Annotated in this window: 17 protein-coding genes and 1 riboswitch; of the genes, 10 read left to right on the forward strand and 7 right to left on the reverse strand. The window is 66.9% G+C overall.

Annotation, left to right across the window (positions count from 1 at the left end; all coding sequences use genetic code 11):
• Positions 1 to 78: 78 nt before the first annotated feature.
• Positions 79 to 1,089 (reverse strand): AAA family ATPase, encoded by a 1,011-nt coding sequence (locus Pla123a_RS02955; protein ID WP_146584026.1) that lies wholly within the window; start codon positions 1,087 to 1,089, stop codon positions 79 to 81.
• Positions 1,090 to 1,351: 262 nt separating this feature from the next.
• Here Pla123a_RS02955 and Pla123a_RS02960 point away from each other — a divergent pair, with 262 nt between their 5' ends.
• The 6 genes from Pla123a_RS02960 (at position 1,352) to Pla123a_RS02985 (ending at position 8,462) form a co-directional block, all read left to right on the forward strand.
• Positions 1,352 to 3,682, forward strand: coding sequence for a DUF4159 domain-containing protein (locus Pla123a_RS02960; protein WP_197527614.1), 2,331 nt, complete (start codon positions 1,352 to 1,354; stop codon positions 3,680 to 3,682).
• A 52-nt stretch (positions 3,683 to 3,734) separates the two neighbouring features.
• A riboswitch (cobalamin riboswitch) is annotated at positions 3,735 to 3,970 on the forward strand.
• Between the two features lie 150 nt (positions 3,971 to 4,120).
• Positions 4,121 to 4,951: a DUF1559 family PulG-like putative transporter gene (locus Pla123a_RS02965; protein ID WP_197527615.1), complete on the forward strand. Its 831-nt coding sequence runs from the start codon at positions 4,121 to 4,123 to the stop codon at positions 4,949 to 4,951.
• Positions 4,948 to 5,841, forward strand: coding sequence for a hypothetical protein (locus Pla123a_RS02970; RefSeq protein ID WP_146584029.1), 894 nt, complete (start codon positions 4,948 to 4,950; stop codon positions 5,839 to 5,841). Before Pla123a_RS02965 ends, Pla123a_RS02970 begins: the two co-directional genes overlap by 4 nt.
• The gene (locus Pla123a_RS02975) at positions 5,838 to 6,659 is read left to right on the forward strand and encodes a hypothetical protein (RefSeq protein WP_146584030.1); all 822 of its coding nucleotides are present in this window, start codon (positions 5,838 to 5,840) and stop codon (positions 6,657 to 6,659) included. Before Pla123a_RS02970 ends, Pla123a_RS02975 begins: the two co-directional genes overlap by 4 nt.
• A complete protein-coding gene (locus Pla123a_RS02980) occupies positions 6,637 to 7,434 on the forward strand; it encodes a class I SAM-dependent methyltransferase (protein WP_146584031.1) in 798 nt (265 codons plus the stop codon). Before Pla123a_RS02975 ends, Pla123a_RS02980 begins: the two co-directional genes overlap by 23 nt.
• A gap of 458 nt (positions 7,435 to 7,892) precedes the next feature.
• Positions 7,893 to 8,462, forward strand: coding sequence for a hypothetical protein (locus Pla123a_RS02985; protein ID WP_146584032.1), 570 nt, complete (start codon positions 7,893 to 7,895; stop codon positions 8,460 to 8,462).
• Positions 8,463 to 8,662: 200 nt separating this feature from the next.
• Here Pla123a_RS02985 and Pla123a_RS02990 read toward each other — a convergent pair whose 3' ends face one another.
• Positions 8,663 to 9,247, reverse strand: a complete 585-nt coding sequence (locus Pla123a_RS02990) for a hypothetical protein (protein WP_146584033.1) — start codon at positions 9,245 to 9,247, stop codon at positions 8,663 to 8,665.
• A 297-nt stretch (positions 9,248 to 9,544) separates the two neighbouring features.
• Here Pla123a_RS02990 and Pla123a_RS02995 point away from each other — a divergent pair, with 297 nt between their 5' ends.
• The gene (locus Pla123a_RS02995) at positions 9,545 to 9,913 is read left to right on the forward strand and encodes a tetratricopeptide repeat protein (RefSeq protein WP_146584034.1); all 369 of its coding nucleotides are present in this window, start codon (positions 9,545 to 9,547) and stop codon (positions 9,911 to 9,913) included.
• 197 nt (positions 9,914 to 10,110) lie between these two features.
• On the forward strand, positions 10,111 to 11,145 hold the full coding sequence (locus Pla123a_RS03000) for a DUF1214 domain-containing protein (RefSeq protein ID WP_146584035.1): 1,035 nt from the start codon (positions 10,111 to 10,113) through the stop codon (positions 11,143 to 11,145).
• A 30-nt stretch (positions 11,146 to 11,175) separates the two neighbouring features.
• Here Pla123a_RS03000 and Pla123a_RS03005 read toward each other — a convergent pair whose 3' ends face one another.
• The 5 genes from Pla123a_RS03005 to Pla123a_RS03025 form a co-directional block, all read right to left on the reverse strand.
• The gene (locus tag Pla123a_RS03005; RefSeq protein ID WP_146584036.1) at positions 11,176 to 12,651 is read right to left on the reverse strand and encodes an FMN-binding glutamate synthase family protein; all 1,476 of its coding nucleotides are present in this window, start codon (positions 12,649 to 12,651) and stop codon (positions 11,176 to 11,178) included.
• 139 nt (positions 12,652 to 12,790) lie between these two features.
• Positions 12,791 to 13,060: a hypothetical protein gene (locus Pla123a_RS03010; protein ID WP_146584037.1), complete on the reverse strand. Its 270-nt coding sequence runs from the start codon at positions 13,058 to 13,060 to the stop codon at positions 12,791 to 12,793.
• A 3-nt stretch (positions 13,061 to 13,063) separates the two neighbouring features.
• Positions 13,064 to 13,720 (reverse strand): hypothetical protein, encoded by a 657-nt coding sequence (locus Pla123a_RS03015; protein WP_146584038.1) that lies wholly within the window; start codon positions 13,718 to 13,720, stop codon positions 13,064 to 13,066.
• Between the two features lie 132 nt (positions 13,721 to 13,852).
• Entirely contained in the window at positions 13,853 to 15,091 is a 1,239-nt protein-coding gene (locus Pla123a_RS03020; RefSeq protein WP_146584039.1) for a hypothetical protein, read from the reverse strand.
• Positions 15,092 to 15,241: 150 nt separating this feature from the next.
• Positions 15,242 to 16,990: an efflux RND transporter periplasmic adaptor subunit gene (locus tag Pla123a_RS03025; protein ID WP_146584040.1), complete on the reverse strand. Its 1,749-nt coding sequence runs from the start codon at positions 16,988 to 16,990 to the stop codon at positions 15,242 to 15,244.
• Between the two features lie 275 nt (positions 16,991 to 17,265).
• Between Pla123a_RS03025 and Pla123a_RS03030 the strand changes: the two genes are divergently transcribed.
• Both Pla123a_RS03030 and Pla123a_RS03035 read left to right on the forward strand, forming a co-directional pair.
• Positions 17,266 to 17,934: an NAD(P)H-hydrate epimerase gene (locus tag Pla123a_RS03030; protein ID WP_146584041.1), complete on the forward strand. Its 669-nt coding sequence runs from the start codon at positions 17,266 to 17,268 to the stop codon at positions 17,932 to 17,934.
• Positions 17,935 to 18,019: 85 nt separating this feature from the next.
• On the forward strand, positions 18,020 to 18,844 hold the full coding sequence (locus tag Pla123a_RS03035; RefSeq protein ID WP_146584042.1) for a hypothetical protein: 825 nt from the start codon (positions 18,020 to 18,022) through the stop codon (positions 18,842 to 18,844).
• Positions 18,845 to 18,941 lie beyond the last annotated feature (97 nt).

The following is an 18,941-nucleotide window of genomic DNA, read 5'->3' on the forward strand; positions in this document are numbered from 1 at the left end:
ATTCCTTCTTGGTGTCCTTCGTGTCTTTGTGGTGACTTAAACCGTACACCGCCGAGGCGTAGCTCGCCGGCTACTTATCTAGCCTGCGAACTTGGGAATCTCAGGGGTCGGGATCTCTTTGATCAGCCGATCAATCACGTCCTCGGTGGTCATGCCTTCGGCTTGGGCTTGGAAGTTGGTGCTGACGCGGTGCCGCAGCACGGGGGTGGCGACCTTCTGGACATCCTCCACGGCGACGCTGAACCGGCCGTCCATCGCGGCGAGCGCCTTGCCGCCCTGGATCAGGAACTGCCCGGCGCGGGGGCCGGCGCCCCAGTCGACGAGCTCGCGGACAAACTCTGGCGCCGACTCGTCGCGGGGGCGGGTCGCCCGCACGAGCGACGCGGCGTACTTGATCAGGTACTCGCTCACCGCCACGCTGCCGACCAGCTTCTGCAGGTTGAGGATCGCCTTGCCGGACAGCACCTTGCTGATCTCGGGCGTCTCGCCGCGGGTGGTGTTGGCGAGGATCCGCTCCTCCTCGTCACGCGACGGGTAGTCGACCTTGATGTTGAACATGAACCGGTCGAGCTGCGCCTCGGGCAGCGGGTAGGTGCCTTCCTGCTCGATCGGGTTCTGCGTGGCGATGGTGAAGAACGGCTGCGGCAGGTCGTAGGTGGTCTGGCCGACCGAGATCTCGCGTTCCTGCATCGCCTGCAAGAGCGCGGCCTGCGTCTTAGGCGGCGTGCGGTTGATCTCGTCGGCCAACAGGATATTCGTGAAGATTGGCCCCTCGACGAACCGGAAATTCCGCCGGCCGTTGTCGTCTTCTTCCAGCACGTTCGTGCCCGTGATGTCCGAGGGCATCAGGTCGGGCGTGAACTGGATCCGCTTGAACTCCAGGTCGAGGATCTTCGACAGCGTGCTGACCATCAAGGTCTTGGCCAGGCCGGGCACGCCCTCCAGCAGGCAGTGCCCGCGGGTGAAGATGGCCGCAAAGATCTGCTCGATGACCAGGTCCTGGCCGATGATCACCTTCTGCAGCTCCTGCTGCATCACCATCCGGTGCTGCCGGAACTCCTGGAGGACGTCGCCGAGGTTGCGAGACATGCGTGTTGGTGGTTGGTGGCTTGTGGTTGGTGGCTTGCAGCAGAACGCCGGCTTGCTCCGACCAGCCCACCTCGCCAGGGGTGGGACCAATCGGCAATACTGCGGCGGAATTACCCGAGTACTAACTCGTCATTCTAGGCTCGTCATTCTAGGGTTCGCATGTCGACCAGCCAACGCTTGCCGTAATCGCGTTTGCCAGCCTAACTCTAGAAACGTACGATACTTGCGTATTCTTCCTTCAGATCTCCCAGAGCGGCTCCCGATGCGCTCCGCGGTTCAAACCCTTGTGTGTCTGGCTGTAGCGATTGGGGCGTTTGCGCAGCCCCTGGCCGCCCAGCCCGCCGACACGCTCGACCCCGAGGCGGTGCGTGCCGCCATCCGCACCGGGGTGGTCTACCTGAAGGATCAGCAGAAGGATAGCGGCCGCTGGGACGAGATGCCCGGCTTCCAGGGGGGCATCACGGCGCTCTGCACGCTGGCGCTGCTGAACGCCGGCGTCGAGCCCGACGACCCCACCGTCGAGAAGGCGCTCGACTACCTCCGCCGGATCAAGCCCGACCGGACCTACTGTGTTTCCCTGAAGATCATGGTGCTGGCCGCGGCCACGCCGAAGCGTGACCTGGCGACCATCCAGGAGTGCGTTAAGCAGCTCGAGTCGACCCAGCACCCCGGCCCGGGCATCGACACCGGCGGTTGGTCGTACCCCGGGCCGGGCGCGGACCCGAGCAACGCGCAGTTCGCCACGCTCGCCCTGCACGAGGCGCAACGCGTCGGCGCCAAGGTGTCGCTCGACACCTGGCGGGCCGCTAACGGCTACTGGCGACGCAACCAGAACGCCGACGGGTCGTGGTCTTACAGCGGGGGGCAGGGCCCCTCGGGCAGCATGACCTGCGCCGGCATCGCCGCGCTGGTGATGACCGGCGAGGCCCTCAACGAGGGCGACGCCCGCATCGAAGGCGACCAGGTCCGCTGCTGCGTGCCCCACGAGGACGACGACCGCATCGAGCGGGCGCTGTCTTGGATGGGCCGCAACTTCTCCGTCACACGCAACCCGGCCTCCGACGCGGTGAGCCGGGGTTGGCTCTACTACTACCTGTACGCGCTGGAACGCGTCGGCCGGCTGACCGCGCACCGCTTCATCGGCGAGCACGACTGGTACCGCGAAGGGACCGAGTTCATCGTGAGCAAGCAGGACCCGCTTTCGAAGTACTGGACCGGCGGCCGCAGTGAGAAGAACCCGCATGTCGGCACCTCGCTGGCGCTGCTGTTCCTCTCCAAGGGCCGCCGCCCGGTGCTGATGGCCAAGCTCGACTACGGCGACGGCTGGAACCAGCACCAGTCGGACGCCGCGCACCTGACCGCGGTGGCGGAGCGGGCGTGGCGGCTCGACCTGACCTGGCAGCAGTTGGACCCGGAGGGCGCCTCGGTCGAGGACCTGCTGCAGGCGCCGGTGATCTACCTCAGCGGCTCGAACATCGCGCGGCTGACGCAGCACGCCGAGAAGCTCCGCGCGTACGTCGACCGCGGCGGGTTCTTGTTCGCCGAGGCGTGCTGCGGCGGCAACGGCCCGTTCCGCCGCTCGGTCGAGCAGCTCGTCGAGGCGATGTTCCCCGAGCCCGAGTACCGGCTGCGGCAGCTCCGCCCGGCGCACCCCATCTGGCGGATGGAGCGGGCCGTGCAGCCCGACTCGGCCTACCTCGGCAAGCTGTGGGCGGTGGAGTACGGCTGCCGCACCTGCGTGATCTACTGCGACGAAGACCTTTCCTGTTATTGGGAACTCGACCGCCCGCAGGCGGTGGAGTCGTACCCGGCGACCGTCCGCTCGCGCGTGAAGGACGCCGAGGACGTCGGCCTCAACGTGCTGGCGTACGCCACCAACCGCAAGCCGCTCGGCAAGGAGCAGGTGTTTGTCGACAACGCGGCCGACGACCTCGAGGACTCCGACGCCGAGCGGGGCGTGATCCGCGTCGCGAAGCTGCAGCACGGCGGCGGCTGCAACGACGCGCCCGGCGCGCTCGCCAACCTGACCCGCGCCGCCTCGCAGGGCGACCTCAAGCTCCGCGTCAGCACCGACGCGCCCCTGGTGAGCCTGACCGACGAGTCACTGTTCACCTACCACGTCGCGTTCATCCACGGCCGGCACGAGTTCGGCCTGACGCAGAAGGAACGCGACAACCTCCGCGACTTCCTCACCCGCGGCGGCACCCTGCTGGGCGACGCGATCTGCGCCAGCGACGATTTCACCCGCGGGTTCCGCCGCGAGCTGCTCGCCGCCATTCCGGGCGCCCAGCTCGAACGCGTGCCGCCGGACGACCCGATCTTCACCGACGCCTACGGCGGCTACGACATCCGCACCGTCAAGGCCCGCAGCCCCCAACCGGTCGCCGGGGGGCAGCCGCTGGCGGCCAAGCTGCGTTCGACCCGGCCGGTGATCGAGGGGATCAAGATCGAGGGCCGCTGGGCGGTGCTCTACTCGCCGTACGACCTGAGCTGCGCGCTGGAGAAGCACGAGGCGGTCGAGTGCCGCGGCTACTCCCGCGAGGACGCGGCGCGGATCGGTTTGAACGTGCTGCTGTACTCGATCAACTACTGATCCTCGTGCGTGCACTTTCGCTGCTTTACAGCCGCCGTGGCGACTGGTAAGCTGCCGGCAGAGTCGCGTTGGTGGTTGGCCTGGGAGCGTTCTTGCCCGGCCAACGAACAGGGAATCCGGTGCAATTCCGGGACGGCCCCGCCGCTGTGACCAGGCGTTTGCCCGCCGATCCTCTTTCGCCATTGCCGCTGGTTTCCTTCGGGTTCTTGCCCCTGGGTTCTGGTGGTGAGAAGGCCGATCGGACCGGGGCCTGGGAGTCAGAAGACCTACCATCGCGTTTACCCTCGGCCGCCTGCGAGGGACGGGCGCCGCACCGGATGACTGCGCTGCTGCACCGTGTTAGGTCCTCTGCCGTGCTGGCCGTGGGCGCTGTGTGCACTTAGCGGCTCGAAAGAACCCACGCGGATGGTCCGCCCCCGTTCCGCCGTCACGCGCCCAATGGCCCGCCGCCGCCCGCTGCGCGGCTTTACCCTGGTCGAGCTGCTGGTGGTGATCGCGATCATCGGCGTGCTGGTAGCACTGCTGCTGCCGGCGGTGCAGGCGGCCCGCGAGTCGGCCCGCCGCACCGCGTGCCAGAACAACCTGAAGCAGGTCGGCCTGGCGCTCTTGAGCTACGAGGACGTCGGCAAGGCGTTGCCGGTGGGGTGTGTGGGTTGTCGGGAGAAGCCGAAGTTCCGCCGCTCCTGGTGTGTCGACGTGCTGCCCCACCTCGAGCACGGCGATTTGTATGACCGGTTCGATTTGAGCCTCGCGGTCAACGACCCGGTCAACCTGCCGTCCGCCGCGGCCGTGCTGGGAGTTTTCCTCTGCCCCAGCACCCCGGAAGGGCCCCAGCTGGCCGCTGACGGCCGCTTCAAGGGCGCCGCCTACGGCGACTACGGCGGCCTGTACGGCGCCGAGGGGCCGGCCGCGTCGGCGCCGTTTGGCGCCGCGCAGTTCCTCGCCGACCCGTACCTCGGCGTCATGCTGTACGAGCAGCCCACTAGATTCCGAGAGATCACCGACGGCCTGTCGCACACAGCGGCGGTCGCCGAGCTGCTCGACCGCCGCAGCGGCGACGCCGAGTGGGCCAACGGCGCTACCCTGTTCGCGCACGAGCTCGGGCAGTCGGTCAACGAACAGACCCTGCTCGGCAACAATGTTGGCGGGCCGCACCCGGGCGGCGCGTTTCTCTTGTTCTGTGACGGCCATGTCGCGTTCATCCCCAACGAGCTCGAGCCGGTGCTGTTCACGGCGTTGCTGACCAGGGCGGGTGGGGAGCAGCTATGACGCTCGTCCGGCTGATCGGCCTCGCTGCCGTTTGCACGCACGCGACGCTCGCCGCCGCGCAGGTCACTTCGTTCGACGATGTCGAGTACTGGGTCGGCGAGGGCGCCAACCGTGCGGCGCTGGTCATCGACTGGTCCGAGTTCGAGGGCGAGGGCGATCCACTCGTGTGGGGCTACCGCTGGGACGGCGTGGCGACCGGGCGGCAGATGCTGATCGACGTGATCACAGCCGACGAGCGACTCTACGGCAAGCTCACGCCCGGAGACGTCCTGGTGCTCGGCCTCGGCTACGATCGGCACGAGCCGGCGTCCTTCGCGATCTCCGACGGCTCGACGTTCGACCAGAGCGGGCTGACCCACGCCGGCACGAACAACGACTTCAACGCGGCCGCTACCGACCCAGGCGACGCCTACGCCGAGGGCTGGGACGACGACTTCTGGCACTACGCCACGCGGGCCGACGGTTTCGACTCGCCGTGGGTCAGCAGCCAGCAGCCGATGGGGCTCCGTACGCTGACCGATGGAGTCGTGGATGGCTGGACCTTCACGCAGTTCGTCAAGGATCAGCGGGACTACGTGACCTACCCCGACCCGGCGAGCCCGGCCCTGCCGCCGGCTGTCCCGCTGTTGGGCGACTACAACGCCGACGGCTCGGTCGACGCCGCCGACTACACCGTGTGGCGCGACGGCGGCTCGCCCGCCGGGCCGATCCACTCTGACTACCTGCTGTGGCGCGACAACTACCTGCCCGCCACCGGCTCCCCTGCCGGCGCGCCGTCCTCGGCGTCGCCGGCGCCCGAGCCGCTCGCGGCTCTCCTGCTGATGCTCGCCGGCGTGTGTACCGCCGGCGCCCGCCTGTTTAGTTCTAGACAACTCGGAACGACCTCATGAAGCTTGCTGTTACCTTTGCTGCCCTCGCCACCCTGCTCGCCGCGTCGCCGGCCCGTGCCCAGTACGCGGTCGAGGTGACCTCCTACACGCCCGGCGCCGCACCGTCGGCCGGCTACACGAACACGGCCGCCGCGCTCGGCGGCCCCCAACGCGACACCGCGTTCGGCGCCGTCACCACCTTCAATCCTCCGTTCAGCACCGACGACCTGGTCTCGATTGGCGAGGGTGGTGAGCTTACGCTCCGCCTCTCCAACTACGTCCTCCCTCAGGTCGGCGGCCCCGAGATCGGTGTGTTCACCAACACCGGCATCGCCGACATCGACTGGCCTAACGGACAGGCCGCGGCGGTCTTGGCGAACGACGGTATCGCCACCTTCGGCATCGACTCCGCGGTGGTCGAGGTCAGCGCCGACGGCGCGTCATGGGTTTCGCTGGGTGAGGTGCTGTTCGACCTCCCCACCGCTGGCTACACCGACCCTGCCGCGACCTCGCCCGCTAACTTCCAGCAGCCGTTCACCGGCGTGCTGGCCGACTTCGCCAGCCTCGACCTGGCCGGCATGCAGACGCTGCTCGGCGGCTCGGGCGGCGGCTACTGGCTCGATATTTCCTCCACTGGTTTGAGTCAGGTGGGTTACGTCCGCTTCAGCCTGGCCGACGATGGCGACGCGCTGACCGATCTCAACTTCGACCTCGACGCGTTGAGCATCGCGGCCGGCGCCGTCGGGCCCGCCACCGTGCCCGAGCCGGCCGCCGTCCTCTTGCTTCTCACGCCGCTGGCGCTTACAACCCGCCGGCATGTCCAACCACGCCGAGCATAACGCCAGGGTCTGGGACCAGCTCGCCCGCCGCGGCGCGCCGCTGACCCGCCCCGCCACCGAGGCCGACCTCCGCAACCCGCTCCGCGCGGTCGACCCGCAGGGCTGGCTTGGCGATTCGATTGCCGGCTGGCGGGTGCTCTGCCTGGCCGCCGGCGGCGGGCGGCAGAGCGTGTTGTTCGCCGCGGCCGGGGCCGAGGTTACCGTGCTCGACGTCAGCCCCGAGATGCTCGCCCACGACCGCCGGGCCGCCGCCGAGCGCGGCCTGGCGGTCCGGGTGGTCGAGGGGACCATGGAGGACCTCTCGGCATTCGCCACCGGCGGGTTCGACCTGGTCGCCCAGCCGGTCAGCACCTGCTACGTGCCCGACGTCGTGCGTGTCTACCGGCAGGTCGCCCGCGTGGTGCGTCCCGGCGGGCTGTACCTGAGCCAGCACAAGTCGCCCGTCAGCCAGCAGGCGACCGACCAGCCCGCGGCCGGCGGCTACACAGTTGCCGAGCCGTACTACCGCGAGGGCCCGCTGCCCGCCGCCGCGCCGGGCCGCCTCCGCGAGGCCGGCACGCTTGAGTACCTGCACCGCTGGGAGCAGCTCATCGGCGGCATGTGCCTGGCCGGCTTCGCCATCGAGGGCCTGGTTGAGCCGCTCCACGCGCAGCCCGACGCGGCGCCCGGCGAGTTCGCCCACCGCGGCCAGTTCATCGCCCCCTACGTGCGGGTGAAGGCCCGCCGCGCGGACAGCGAGTCGCCCCGCAGCAAGCCGACGATCTTGTCGGTGTGACTCATCCGACGGCTCGCTTGCCGGGCGACTGTTGTCCCGGCTGAGTTTTGTCCCGGCTGAGTTTTGTCCCGGCTGAGTTTTGTCCCTGCTGGGTTTTGTCCCTGCTGGGTTTTGTCCCTTCTGGCGACATCGATTTATAGGGACAAAAGTCGGGCCTTATTTCGGGCGGCGTTGGTCGTAAGTCGTTAGGTGAGGATGCCTTGCGAGGAAGCGCTCGGTCGGTGACGATCGACTTTTGTCCGTTGCTGCGTGCCAGAGCGGACAAGAGTCGTCTGCATAGCGGACCCTGCCAAAGGCGAACCACGGCTCCCCCATTAGCACCAATCTGGCGGCTCTTTTCTACAACGAATCCAGCAGAAGGATGAGTCTCTGGCCGCTCGTAGCACGACGCGCAGCGTCGTGCTACTCTTGGAGCGAGTCGCTAACATGCCGCGATTCCCTAGCTAGGTGTTCTTCTCTTGAAATCCCTCACGATAAACCTGCTGCTAGCGGCCGTCCTGCTGGTTGTCCTGTCCTTAGGCTACCTCTTGTATTCGAGGGCCGCCCTGGTAGCACGCTACTCAGAGTTGCTCATTAATATCGCGCCGCGGGAGCTCGTGGAGGTCGACGAGGAAGAGTTCTCTAGGTGGCTCGAAACCCTAGAGTCCGACGATTGGGAAGTTCTGCGCACCGGCAACGAAGGCTACTCGCAAGTCCTCCCCAACTTTGTGCCCTACGGTTTCGAGCCAACCATCAACGGCTTCCTCGACATGCAAACAATGCCGTTCCCTCCTGCGGAACCACTTTCTAATGACGAGCTTCGTCGGCTGTCAAAAGCGGCTGAGTTGCGTGCAAGTTACGATAGCCTCGGACCAGGCGGCACAATCTATGTCTGTCGTCGGGACGGCGTTGTGCTAGGGTTCTACCAATCGTATTCACGTGGATCGAGGGAGTACTCTATCCTGGAGGACGGTGGCTACGTCATATATATCGCACAGCCCAAGAATGCCCAGAAGTTGCACGCTCTTACCGACTTCCCAAAGGACTAAACTACCCACCGCATCTTGCAACGGAGTGCGACAGCAGAGAAACGCGGACAACGAGGATCTAGGCACTGCCTCAGAGAGCCTTTCCAAGCCCGGCGCCGCCAGCTTCCATACAAGCCCGCAGCGCTAGCTAGGGAAAGCAGCGTTAGTTGGGCCGGCCCGCCCAGGAGTCGCGAAGAGGGTGCTTAGGCCCGTGTGTCGGCTTACTCGCTGAGCCACTTCCGCGAGTGCTCGTTGAGCTGGTTGAGTTTGAGTAGCCGCTGGCGGCCGGCAGGGCTGATGGCGGTCCCGTCGATGGCGAGCCACTCGAGGTCCGGCCACTGCAGCAGCACCTCGACCGACGCGTCGGTCACGCCGGGCCACAGGGGGGGAGCTCCTCCGCTCACGCCCGTGCCGAATATGACACTGGAGACTCGGCTCGGCGACTGTGCGTCTCGGAGGAGCGCCGCCAGGTTTTCGAAGCGGTCGTCGTCGAACGTGCGTTCACAGATGACGATGGTGAGGGTCCCATCGCTCTGTCGCCCCAGTCGTCCGTCTGTCCCGAGGATCGCTGACGCGTCGGCCTGGAACCGCTCGAACCGCGCCTGGGCCCGCAGGTCCTGACGGTGCTCGGCGCCCAGGATCGCAAACACTGCCGCTAGTAGCGAGGTGACCACGAACACCTCGGTCAGCGACACCCGGCTCAGCCGGGCAGCCGGGTCACGGGCCTTGCGGATCTGCCGGACGGCGCCCAGCCCCGCGCCGGTGGCCACCAGGATCGCGATCGCCGCGTACCGCGGCGGCCGCAACGGCGTGTCGGTCCACAGCGATAGGGCCCAGCCTCACAGGCCGCCGCCCAGGCAGGCCGCCGCCGTTGCAATCACGATGCCGCGCCAGCCGATCGTGCGGTCCGCTGTTGTGACCGTCATTTGTGTTACATCTGTAGTGGCCTACGCCGTTGCTTGGTCGTGTGATCGCCATTCTAGGAGTCAGTCGGCCGCTGCGACAACTCCGTTCGGTCGGACGCACCTAGCGTGCTGCTCGGCTACAATGCGGTCCGGCGGCGCCGGTCGCGCATCAATTCTCCTCATCCCAAGGGCTCCCCGATGCCGGCGCTTGAGCAAACGCTGTTCGGACTCCTCGTGTGCGGCGTGGTCATCGTCGCGATCCTGCTGCTGATCCTCGTGCGACTGCAGCAGCTGCTCGAAATGAATCGCAGGCGGCCACGCTCGGCGGTCGAGCAGGCGATCGAGCGGGGCGACTTCGAAGAGATCATCCGCCGCGCGCAGAAGCAGCTCGAGCAGACGCCCCACCACACCCGGGCGCGGTGGTCGCTCGCCAAGGCGTACTTTGCCAAGGAGATGTGGGCCGAGGCGAAGGCCGAGTTCGAAACCATTGGCCGAAACGACCCGAGCTGGCGGGTCAAGTTCACCGAGCCGTATCTGGATGAGATCGAGAAGCGGCAGGCGGGCTGAGCTCCACGAATGCCGCCAGACGACGTCTCACGGCGGGCGGTTCTCTAGAAGACCACCGCGGTCGGAATCTGGCTTTTCACTGCCTGGACTACCGAGTCAGGGCCGGCTAGTGGCGTCCGGCTAGCGTTAGGAGTAGAGTAACCAACGCCGGGCCTGACTTCTCTATCCGACGGCCCTCTTTTTCTCGGGAGCTCGCTATGATTCTGCATCGTTTGCCGTCCTTGCAATGCTTGGCGGCCGTGCTGCTCTGCTCCACATTTCTAACTTCTGCGCGAGGGGCCGAGGAAGTCAATGTCCTCAACTACATTCGCGCCGAGAGCGACGCGCAGTTCGCCGGCTACGCCGCCAAGGCGGGCGGCGTCGGCAAAGTGCTCCACATGCGCGAGGTGTACTCGGTAGAGAACCAAGTCACGATCCGCGGCAACCGCGACACGCTCTACTCATTCGTGGTCCTCGACCTGACGACGCCCGCCGTGGTGATGAAGCCCGAGTCTCCCGGGCGGTTTCAGTCGTTGCTGGTAATCAGCCAAGACCACTACAACCCCCTGCTCAAGAACGGCGGCGGCGAGGTCACGCTCAGCCTCGACAGCGTCGGCACGCGGTACGCGATGGCGCTGTTCCGCACCTTCTGCGACCCCAACAGCCCCGACGACATGAAGCAGGCGCACGCGCTGCAGGACAAGATCCAGTTGAAGCAGTCCTCGCCCGGCAGCCTCAAGCTGCCCGACTGGGACAAGGCATCGCTTGTTGCGACCCGCGCCCAACTCAATCAGCTGGCTGCGAAGGTGAAGAGTTTCCCCTTGGCCTTCGGGCGGAAGGGCGAGGTCGACCCGATTCAGCACCTGATGGGCAGCGCCTTCGGCTGGGGCGGCAACCCCCAGCGCGGCGCCATGTACTTCAACGTCACGCCTGAGAAGAACGACGGCCAAACCGCGTATACCCTGACCATGCCCAAGGACGTGCCGGTCGAGGCCTTCTGGTCGGTGACGGTGTACAACAAGGAGGGCTTCTTCTCGCCCAACGACCAGAACGCCTACTCGTTCAACAGCATCACCGCCGATCGCAACGCCGACGGCACGGTAACTGTCCACTTCGGCGGCGACGCCAAGGCCGCCAACTACCTGCCGATCACCCCCGGCTGGAACTACATTGTCCGCTGCTACCTGCCGGGTTGGCAGGTAATCGAGGGCAACTGGTCGCCGCCCGCGCCGGTGGCGTCGCCCTCAGAGTAGCGTCTTGACGCCCGTCGCACCCCAACAACCTTATGCGTCGGGTCCGCCGAACACCACGCGGGCCGGCCTCGCGTTGAAGCACTCGTCGACGATATCGAAGTGGTCGAGCGTGACCTGCGACGGGTGCTCTACCCCGCAGGCGCGGCTCAGCTCCAGCAGGTCCTTGCGGAGCGTGACCACGTAGTTGGCGAACCGGTTCGCCTTGTGGGTCGGGTCGAGGCCCCGCATCAGCCAGCGGTTCTGGGTCGCCACGCCGGTCGGGCAATGGCCGGTGTGGCAGCGTTGGGCCTGGATGCAGCCGATCGACAGCATCGCCTCGCGGGCCACGTTGATCATGTCGCAGCCCATGCCCATCGCCAGCAGCGCCGACTCGGGGAAGCCGAGCTTGCCGGAGCCGATGAACACGACCTTGTCCTGCAGGCCCGACTCGCGGAACAGCCGGTAGACGCTGCCGAAGCCGATCTTGAACGGCAGCGCGACGTGGTCGGAGAACGCCAGCGGCGCGGCGCCGGTGCCCCCCTCGCCGCCGTCGATAGTGACGAAATCGACGCCGCGGTCGTCGGCGGCCATGCGGCGGGTCAGCTCCTCCCAGAAGTCCATCTGCCCGACCGCCGACTTGACGCCGACCGGCAGCCCGCTGGCCTCGGCCAGCTGTTCGACAAAGTCGAGCAGGCTGTCGACGTCGTGGAACTCGGCGTGCGAGGCGGGGCTGATGCAGTCCCGCCCCATGGGGACGCCGCGGATCGCGGAGATCTCGCTGGTGATCTTGGCGGCCGGCAGCACGCCGCCGTGGCCCGGCTTGGCGCCCTGGCTCAGCTTGATCTCGATCGCCCGCACCGGGTTCGCCGCCACAACATCGGAGAACCGCTTGAAGTCGAACCGCCCCCGCTCGTCGCGGCAGCCGAAGCACGCGGTGCCGATCTGCCACACCAGGTCACCGCCGTGCTGGTGGTGCGGGGACACCGCGCCCTCGCCCGTGTTGTGCAGGCAGCCGGCCAGCAAGGCGCCCCGGTTTAGCGCCTCGACCGCCGCGGCGCTGAGCGAACCGAAACTCATCGCCGAGAGGTTCACCACCGACGCCGGGCGGAACGCCTTGGCGCGGCGCCGGTGCTCGCCCAAGACCTTCTCGCAGGCGATGGGGTGCAGCGGGTCGTGGCCCGGTTCGCCCGGCTGCGGCTCGTTGAGCGGGAACGCCGAGTGGCGGATGATCAGGTAGTTGGGCGAGGCCTCGAGGTCGTTGTCGGTGCCGAAGCCGAAGTAGTTGTTCTCCTGCTTCGACGACGCGTACACCCACCGCCGCTGGTCGCGGGTGAACGGGCGTTCCTCGTCGTTGTTGGTGACGATGTACTGGCGGAGCTCCGGGCCGATCGCCTCGAGCCAGTAGCGGAAGTGCCCGACGATCGGGAAGTTGTGCAGGATCGCGTGCTTCTTCTGCAGCACGTCGTAGGCCACCCAGGTCGCTAGGGCCAACGCCAAGAAAACCAGCACGGTCGTCAGAGAGGGCATGTCGTCCTTCCCACTGGGGTGCGTCCGCCACAACTCGTGGCGAGCAGCAGTTTAACAGGAAGACGCAGGCAAAGTAGAGCGGCCAGCGGGCCCGCCAAGCAGGAACCGCCGCCCGTGCCACTACCGGATTGCCGTCGGGCTAATCTGCCGTCGTGTCGGGATCGCCCTTGGTCTTGCGAGGGCCCGGGCGGAAGAAGAGCCACACCGCGTAGAAGATGGCGGCTGCTCCCGCCGCCGCGCTCGCGATCCTGATGGTCATCGCGTAGGGCACGGCCGCGACATCGATGAGGCTGTACCCGATCAGCGCCAGCACGATCGCTTCGAGACGCCGCGGAGCCTTCCTGGCGGGCGATGCGGCCCTCCCTTCAGGCGCCGACTCGGGCGAACGGTACGGGTTGTCGTCGGCCACCGCTCACTCCTCAAGGCTGACGGCGCCTTCGATGAGCAACGGCCACCACGCGTGCTTGCCCAGAAATAGAACCCCTATCGCGCTGACCACCAGCAATGCAAGCAGCGCAAGGGTGCTCAGGTTCAGCAGGAGCGTCATGACCAACGCGATGCGTAGCTGGATCAGCGCGAGCGCGACGGCGACGAAGCCGGTCAAGATCAGCAGGTCGCCGGACCGCGCCCGTAGGCCGCCGGCGATCTTGGCGTGCACGGCGAGCCACGCGGTCGCCATCAGCCAGTAGGGGCAATTCCAGCAGAATGTCTCGGGTGTGAGCGCCATGCCGAACCCCGCCGGCTGATGGCCGAACCCGTAGGGCGGGATCGAGAAGCCGCAGAAGTGCCCGTCGGCCCGCTCGCTCCACACGGCCGATCCGGCGCAGGTCCCGATGAATTCGTCTTTGCCGGCCGCCACGAAGAACGTGCTGTTACGTTGGTTCGATAGGCAACCAACGCCGATCGGCCCCGCCTGGACCCGGGCCGAGACGCAGTTGGGGAAATCCTCCGGCACGACTTCGATCCCCCACAACGCGCCCATTAGGGGGATCCACGGCCAGCTAGTGAACCAGAACAAGCAGCTCAGGCCCGACAGCGAGAGCGGCAGTGCACGCAGCAGTCGTGGCATGGGCGCCTCGTGCGGTCGTCGTAGAGCTGGGCGATGGGGGCCGGGCGATGCGGCCGCGTCCAATACCGACCCCATGCCGCTACGACATCTACGTGCTGAACACGCCGCCGGTTCACGACTCCGCGGGCCGTGCTACTCAAGCCCGTCGTGCAGGCAGTGCCGCAGGCAGTACACGCTCATCGCCGTGCCGTACTGCTGGTGGTAGTTGTAGAACGGGTAGTCCCACCAGGTGCCGTCCTTCTCCTGCAGCGGCAGCAGGATGTTCGCCAGGTGATCCTGGAAGTACGGCCGCTCGTCCTCCGGCAGCATCTCGATCGCCATCGCGGCGTAGTAGTGGCCGTAGTAGTAGAAGTAGCCCGCCACCTGGAAGTAGCTCTCGTGCGGCTGCGGGCGTTTGCGGCCGATCCCCAGCCAGCCATTGCGGGCGAACAGCCGGTTGAGCCACGCCCGCAAGACGCCGTCGGTGACGGCGTGGTCGCCCCATTGGCGGAGCGCGACGTTGCACGCCTGGCTGCGGCCGAGGCTGCCGCCGGGGCGGTTGATGCCCAGCCGGGGCGACATCATCAGGTACTCGCCGTAGGCGTAGGTGAAGTCGGGGTTGCGCTGCCGCACGACCGACGCGATCGCCTTCTTGGCGAGCTTGTCGGGGAAGGTCACGCCGATCGCCTCGGCGTCGTGCAGCGAGACCAGGCCGGTCGCCGTGGTGAAGCTGTTCGGGCTGCTGCCGGGGATCTTCGCCACGTGGTCGAAGTCGTAGTAGCCCCAGCCGCCGGAGAGGAACGAGTACCGCTTGAGCTGGTCCGACTGGAACTGCGCGGCCGCCTTGAGCTTGGCCTGCAGGTCGGGGTCGTCCTCGGCCCAATAGTAGAGCGCTGTGAAGCCGGTGATGCCGTACGCGTGGCCCCAAGTGTTGTAGATGGCGTCCGACGCCGAGCGGCGGACCTTCTCGTGGTTGGCCAGCATCCACTCGGCGCCGCGGCCCAGCGCCTCGTCGACGCGCTGCTGCCGGGCCTCGTCGAGCGTGTCGCGGGCCTCGTACAGGGCCTCGACCACCAGCCCGGCCACCGCCAGCTTGAAGCCGTCGTGGGCGCCCGGCACGGGGGCGTAGATGTTCAGACCCTTGGTGTTCTCGGGGCTCCCCCAGCCGCCGTTGGGGCGTTGGTCGTCCAGCAGGTAGTCGACGCCGCGGTTGATGGCGGTCTGGATCTCCTCGCGCGTAGGGGGAGTGATCGCTGCAGGCGTCGGGCCCTGCTCGGCCAGCGGGTACTTGCCGGGCGCAGCGCTATCTTTGGCGGGGGCGTCCTTGGCGAGCGCGACCCCCGGCACTGCAGAGAGGACGAGCAGCAGCAGGGTGAGCGGCAAGGTTCGCATGCGCAGTTTCCGAAGCTAGTGTGGGTCGACTCTTGTGGCGACTCGTAGCCCCCGGCTCTGCCGGGGGATTGCGTGACCGACGAACTTGACCACCGGGGCAATCCCCCGGCGGAGCCGGGGGCTACGGGCGATCACTTAGGCAATCGGCCATCAGTCGTCGCTGTCGTCGTCGTCCTTGTCCTCATCGCCGTCGTCGGTCCCCTTCTCCTTGGGGTCGACCGAGATGACGTCCCCCTCTTTGAGGCCCTTGAGGATCTCGATCTCTTTGTCGTCGGTCTTGCCGAGCTTGACCCACTGCTTCTCGACCTCGGTTTCGTCGTCCTCCTCCTCGACCAGCCAGACGTAGTGCTTGTCGGCGTCCTCGTCCTTGTGCACGGCGTCCTTGGGGACCAGCACCGCCTTCTTCTTCTCGTAGGTCAGGATCTTCGCCTTGCCGGTCATGCCGGGGAGCAGCCAGTCGGGCGTGTCGCCGGTGATGTCGATCGTGACGTCGAACTTGCCGGCGGTGGCCGGCACCCGGTCGACCGCGCCGACCTTGGCCTCGATGGGGTCGACCCCCTTGGCGGTCAGGCTCAGCTCGACCGGCTGGCCGTCCTCAACCGTGGGCAGGTCCTCTTCCTTGACGGTCGCCAGCAGCGTCAGGTTTTCCGGGTCGACGATGGTCATCAGCACGGTCCCCTTCGGCGCGCTCTTCTCGGGCAGCAGCTTCTGCTTCAGCGAGGTAGTCTCGCCCCACTTGCCGTTCACGCAGCGGCCGTAGTAAACCACGCCCGCCTTCGGGGCCTTGATCGTCATCAGCCGCTTGTCGGCCGTCAGGTCCGAGTGCTTCTCGAGCGACTTCTTGCGCGACTTGCGGGCCTGCTCCAGCTCGTAGCGGGTGCGGCTGAGGTCGAGCTCGGTGGAGTCCTTCAAACGCTCTAGGGCCAGCTCGACGCGGCGGTTCATCTGCTTCATCCGCTCGTCCTGCCGCGGCAGCGACGAGCCGAGCGTGACCTCGTTGTTGTACTTGGCGAGCTCGTACGAGAACTTGGAGAACTCGAGCTGCGTCCGCTGCCGGCGGAGGATCATCTCCTCGGTCTCCTCGGTCAGGTCGTCGGCCTCGTACATCTTCTCGAGCTGCTCGAGCTCGTCGTTCGCGTAGTCGAGCTGGAACTTGCTCTGCTTGAGCCGCATGTCCTGCATCTTGACGATCAGGTCGCGTTCCTCGTCGGTGTAGCGTTCGTAGTCCTCCTGGGTTTCTTCCCAGTCGGTCTTGGCGTCCTTGAGCCGACGCTCGAGCTCCTCCTCGCGGCGGGGCAGGTCCTGCTCCATCTGCATCAGCGACAGCTCGCTCAGACGCTGCGACAACTCCAGCTCCTCGATCGCCTCGTCCAGGTCTTCCGGGTCGAAGCGGACGAGCGTCTCACCGGCGCGGACCTTGGCGCCGTGCGGCACGATCTCCTCGATCTCGAACGAGCTCCAGGTCTCGGAGTCGAGCGCGACCTCGGTCATGGTCTCGGAGATCACCGAGCCCGAAACCTCGACCTCGATCTTGAGCGGCTTCTTCTTGATGCTCAGCGTCTTGCGTTCGGGCTTCTTCTCCTCCTTGTCGGAGTCGTCGTCCTTGTCGCCGTCCTCTTCCTGCTTGGCGTCGGAGTCGTCGGGCTTCTTCTCGTCCTCGTCCTTCGCCTCGGCCTTGTCCTCAGATTCCTTCTTGTCGGACGCCTTTTCCTTGGCCTGCTCGTCGTCTTCCTGCTTGGCGTCCTTGTCTTCTTTTTCGTCGTCTTCGGCCATCGCCTTGGCGACCGACTCCGCGACGGTCTCTGCGAGGGTCGGGCCCTCGTCGGCGGACGCAAGCGAAACAGGGGCGACCACAATCAGCGACAACAGCAGCAGGCGCCAGAGCACGGTGCAGGGCATGGGGTGATTCCTGAGCGAAGGGAGGGCGACGCCGACGCCGTGGGCGGGGGAGCCGTTGAGTGTTATTGCGTGCCGAGTGATGGGCGGCAAGCCAGAGGGTTTAGGCAAGCCGCGCCAGCCCTCATTCTGTGTCCGCGACCCCCGATTTGCAACACGAGTCCGCACACCCGTTACAGACGGACCAAACCGGTCGGTTGTTCGGCACTCTGGGCGCCCAGACGCATTGCGGGCCGCCCCGGCGGCCGGGCCGGGGCAATTGCACGTACAATTAAGGGATGCCCGACCGCTACCTTACCCGTGAACAGGCCCGAGACGTCGACCGCCGGGCGATCAACGAGCTCGGCTACCCCGGCCCGGTCCTGATGGAGAACGCCGGCCGCGGCTGCGTCGATGTGCTCCAGCGGCAGGGGGTGGGCGGCCCGGTGCTGGTGCTGTGCGGCAAAGGAAACAACGGCGGCGACGGTTTCGTCATCGCCCGCCACCTGATGCTCCGCGGCGTCGAGTGCCGTGTCGCGTTGACGGACGCCCCGACCCAAATTACCGGCGACGCGCAGACCGCCCACCGTATGCTCCAGCCGTGCGGCGTCCGCGAGCAGCTCCTGGCCGACGCGGTTGAATCTACCCTCGACGACCTGGCCGCCGGGTGCGACTGGTTGGTCGACGCGTTGCTGGGCACCGGCGCCCAGGGCAACCCCCGCCCGCCTGTGGACGCCGTGATCCGCTGGGCGAACCAGCAACCCGCCCGCCGACTCGCAATCGACCTGCCGAGCGGCCTCGATTGCGAAACGGGTCAACCGGGCGAGCCCACATTCCGCGCCGACTGTACCTGCACGTTGGTCGCCCCCAAGGTCGGCTTCCGGCAGCCCGCCGCGCAAGAGTTTCTTGGCCAAGTCCACACGGTGTCCATCGGGCTGCCAATGGACCTACGGACCACCGAACGGTGACCCCACTCGCCCTCCGCCCAACAGCCACGCCGCCAGAATTGCCGCTACCTAATCTGCTGGTTGGAAAAACCAGCGATACTCTGTGATGCAACTCCCGCTCAGCAATCAGATCGCGTTCACGCTCCGCTACCGGCCGCTTGTGCTGCCGATGCTGCTGGCGACCGCCTGCGTTGACCTGGTGATGGTTTGGCAGCAGAGCCGGGGCGGCGACCCGGTGGCGTCTTCGCTCTTGTTCCACTTCGTCATGCTCGCCCAGACCGGCCTGCTGGCGCTGTGGACCGCGTCGAACTCCTCGCTGTGGTGGCTCAAGCTCGGTGTTTCGTTTGCCGCGATCGTGTGCTTCTCGATGGAACCTGGCTGGGTGCTGCCCGCCGATACCCTTGGCACCCACTGCGTCTACTACGCCTCGGTGCTGGCGATCGAAGCGGCTCTCAGGACCGTTGCGTACTTCCGCGCCAGCGCCGCGGGCGGACTCCGGTTTCAGACCCGCCATCTGCTGATCGCGATGACCGTCACGGGCGTGCTGGGGGCGTCGTTGAAGCTGTTTCAAGCGAACCGCTGGAGCCGAGTCGACGACCTCTACTTCATTATCGCGTTGCACTCCGCCCTGGTCGCGATGCCCTTTCTTTGCCGCGCGATTGTCCGGAGAACGCGCCGCTCATTCCGCAGCAATGCACTGGCTGGCATCTACTGCCTGATGGCGGCCGTCGTAGTTGGGGGGGCGCCGTCGTTGGTGGTTGGCGGGAGCATCAACGAGCTGTTCGTCAACGCGTTCGTAAACGTCGCGGTAGTCTTGGCGGCGTGGTTCATCGCCGTGGACGTCCGACCCGACGCCCGCCGCCGCCTGGCCGCCCGCCGCGAACGCCGCCGGGCAAAGCCGCCGGAGCTGACGGTGGTCCCCCCGCCGTAGGAATTGGCCGGGGGGTTGACCGAACCAGCGCCGACCGCCGACGCGCTCGACCTGCGAGGGTAGCGGCGCCCCGAAAGTTCGCCTCGGAAGGCCGTGC

It is taken from the genome of Posidoniimonas polymericola, from assembly GCF_007859935.1.
Lineage (GTDB): Bacteria > Planctomycetota > Planctomycetia > Pirellulales > Lacipirellulaceae > Posidoniimonas > Posidoniimonas polymericola.